Source organism: Alteromonas sp. AWM4_230, from assembly GCF_056158305.1.
In genome coordinates this window covers 1-3216 of the sequence record NZ_JBSWTB010000002.1, presented here as the reverse complement: position 1 = coordinate 3216, position 3216 = coordinate 1, and the positions used below count along the sequence as shown (strand labels likewise).

The window sequence follows — 3216 nt, the reverse complement described above, 5'->3', positions numbered from 1 at the left end:
GGAGAAGGTGGCTTCCATTGAACTCACTCCTCTTTTAAAAGTAGTTTCGTACTGTTTAACAACACGCCGATCGTAGCTGCATTGTGAATCGCTGCACCTGCAATGGGAGCAATCACCCCGAAGGCTCCAAGCAGAATCGCCAAGCTGTTCACGGCAATCGTAATAGAGAAATTTTGATGGATGGTTTTCATGGTATTTCTGGATAATTCAACGACTTCAGTAAGGATCATTGGGTTGTCGGATGTGATGACTAAATCGCTTGCTTCAACCGCAATATCCGTGCGTTTTCCTCCCATGGTTGCACCTAAGGCTGCATAAGCAAGTGCAGGGGCATCATTAATACCATCACCTACCATCATGACCGTGTTCCCGGCTGCTTTGTAATCTCTCACGTACTTTGCTTTCTCATGAGGGAGGACTTCAGCGTAATAGTTATCAAGTTGAAGCTTCTCATAAACCTCATGGGCTACTTGTTCTTTATCGCCTGTAATCATGACCACTTCATCAACCCCCAGTCTACGAAGCTGGTTGATGGTGTGCTTCATGCCTTCCCGAATCGCATCCTCAATCACAATAACTCCCGCCATTTGACCATCGATTGCGACGTAAACCACATTGCTTGTGTTTGGTAGCTGATCGATGCAATTCAGCCCTTCGGTTTCCACATTATGACTTAGTATCAGCTTCATGTTTCCAATCAATACATCTTTCGTTTCTATGGTCGCTTTAACACCATGACCAACGATTTGTTCAATTTTGTCATGATCGTGTTCAGGGAGCTGGAGGTTCCAATCATTTGCTAACGTCACCATAGCTTCAGCAATAGGGTGAGAGGAATGTTCTTCAGCAGAGGCTACATATCTGAGTAATTCGCTTTCTGAATATCCGTTGTAAGGAATGATTTGTTTTACAACGGGCTGCCCCTTTGTAATCGTGCCTGTCTTATCTAATATTACAGTATTAATCTTGGATAGTGTTTCGACGTACTCTCCGCCTTTAATGAGTGCACCTTTCTTTGCAGCACTCCCAATAGATGCAGAAATGGCAGTTGCTGTAGAAAGTTTAATGCCACATACGAAATCGATCACGAGCATGTTTAAGACGCGATCCCAGCTTCTGGTTGTCAAATAGATGAAAGCTGCAAGCACGAACGAAACGGGTACAAGACGTTCTGATAGTTGGTCTGCGTAAGACTGGATAGGTGCTTTTTTCTGCTGGGCATCTTCAATTAATCGAACGATACGTGAGACAGCTGTTTCATTGCCTACATGTTCGACTTTTATATGAAGATTCCCTGAATGAACAATTGATCCGGCAAACACATTTTGATGCCGGCCGAGGTCTTTTGGAATGTACTCACCAGTAATAGAAGATTCATCGACGCTTGCACAACCACTCATGACGGTTCCATCTGCACAAATTTTTTCACCTTCAAAGACAACAATTTGATCGCCTTTGTTGATATCATGAATGGATACTTTCTTCTCTACTCCCTGACGATCAACTTTCCAAACGTATGAGACATCCAAATTCATCATGTCTCGAACATAATTCTTCGTTCGATTCGCTGTCATTTCCGTAATCATTTCACTAAAGGTGGACATGAACAAAATGACAAGTGCTGATCGCGGATTTCCTTTGAGTAATGAAGCGAAAATGGCCGCTGTACTTAATGTATCAGCATTGGGCTTTCTAAATTCAAACAATGGTTTTGTGCCATTTGCAATAATATTTCTAGAAGCATACAAACTGAGCAGAGTCCCTGGCCGTAATAATAGATTCAGACCGCTGAAATACTTAGTGGGAAATAAAAAATCAACCAGGAAGGCTGTTAAACTAATCCCCAGCTCTCGTTTATAATTGACCTTCGCTTCATCCCTCTGTTTCATATCATGAAGCATACGAACGATGTCACGGGCGGAAATAGTTAATTCATGATGAATGAGGACAGTATTTATTTTTGGTGTACATACCGCAGAATACACGCCGGGAATGGAACGGATCATAGCTTCTAAGTAGCTTGATTTTTGTTCGTCGTCAAGATGAAGACGAGTTCTTCCAGGGGTGTTATGAAGAATTTGGATGTTGCTCACAACCTGTCATCGCCCTCCTTTGTCAAGATTGCATATGCCCAGTAAAGCAGGCTGCTAGCAAATGCTGGATTCGTTGTGAATGTGGTTGCCCCTTTAAAAACTAATCCGACAATCATCAACGATTCGAAATCAGCCTTCCCACCCGTTTGTTTTTTTATTAGATGATTAATGGAATTGACTCCCTTTCGCATCGATTTTTTCATTTTTGCATCTAAATAAGGGTACGTTTCCGTAGATGTTGTCACGGCTGATTGAACGATTTCATCAAATTGTTCAGAGGTAAGAGATTCAACAGTAAATTCAAGGAGTAAGCTCCCGGTTATGCCTGAGGCACTTACGTGGCGTACGATAGGATATTTGGAAAAATTCTCTTCAAGAGCTCTTGCGATTTGTTCTTCCTGCCAGTTCGGACTCCGTAGTCGTACTCTCCCAGGCATGGCGTGTACGACTTGTACCTGTTGATCCTTTAACTGCTTCATCAAACGAGGTGCAACAAGAGAAGCGCTTAAACCAATCATTGACTGAATCATAACTTTGTAACCTCTTTTGAAATGACATCATTATGAATTTGCTGAACCGTATGAAACCAATCTTCCATTTGTTCTTCCGTAACGTTTGGATCGCTATGATACTCGACTAAAAGTGTACCGGTTTCGGGTGTGTGCTTGACGGATTGAATGTGCACTTCCGTTTGCAGGATTGGCATTAACTGATTGATAATCTTCGAGTTTCCTGCCCAGTAGGGGGATGACAGCCTAACGCGACCTGGGATAAAATGGATGACTTTAATTTGATAACGAGACAACATTTTTTTAATGCGTCTTAGAAAGATGGCTTGTTTCACTTTTGACAGCATGGCAAACTCCTTTACATAAAACGGACATCCTCAACAATAGATGAAAATGCACCTCTATAAAAACACAGTCTATCCTAATTAACTACATTTTATTTGTAGAAAAATGGAAAACTTAAAGTGTTTATTCCATATATCACTTAATCAGTACATTGAAATCAAGTCTTTTTGTGGGACGGTCTCAAACAGAGGTATGGTTTCCTAATGTGTAGGGAAGGATTACCGGGAGTTTTTCGTCTGAATAATACGACCAATAATGAAGGAGGAAGT

Annotated in this window: 3 protein-coding genes; all 3 read right to left on the bottom strand. The window is 41.7% G+C overall.

The features are described from left to right. Positions 1-23: 23 nt before the first annotated feature. Genes ACXACS_RS19875 through ACXACS_RS19865 form a run of 3 tightly spaced genes read right to left on the bottom strand, consistent with a single transcriptional unit; the run spans position 24 to position 2949 of the window. Positions 24-2093, bottom strand: coding sequence for a heavy metal translocating P-type ATPase (locus tag ACXACS_RS19875; RefSeq protein WP_474809367.1), 2070 nt, complete (start codon positions 2091-2093; stop codon positions 24-26). Beyond that, positions 2090-2623 carry an HMA2 domain-containing protein gene (locus ACXACS_RS19870; RefSeq protein ID WP_474809365.1) on the bottom strand — a complete coding sequence of 178 codons (534 nt, stop codon included), beginning with the start codon at positions 2621-2623 and terminating at the stop codon, positions 2090-2092. Before ACXACS_RS19870 ends, ACXACS_RS19875 begins: the two co-directional genes overlap by 4 nt. After that, positions 2620-2949, bottom strand: a complete 330-nt coding sequence (locus ACXACS_RS19865; RefSeq protein WP_474809363.1) for an HMA2 domain-containing protein — start codon at positions 2947-2949, stop codon at positions 2620-2622. Before ACXACS_RS19865 ends, ACXACS_RS19870 begins: the two co-directional genes overlap by 4 nt. Positions 2950-3216: the final 267 nt, after the last annotated feature.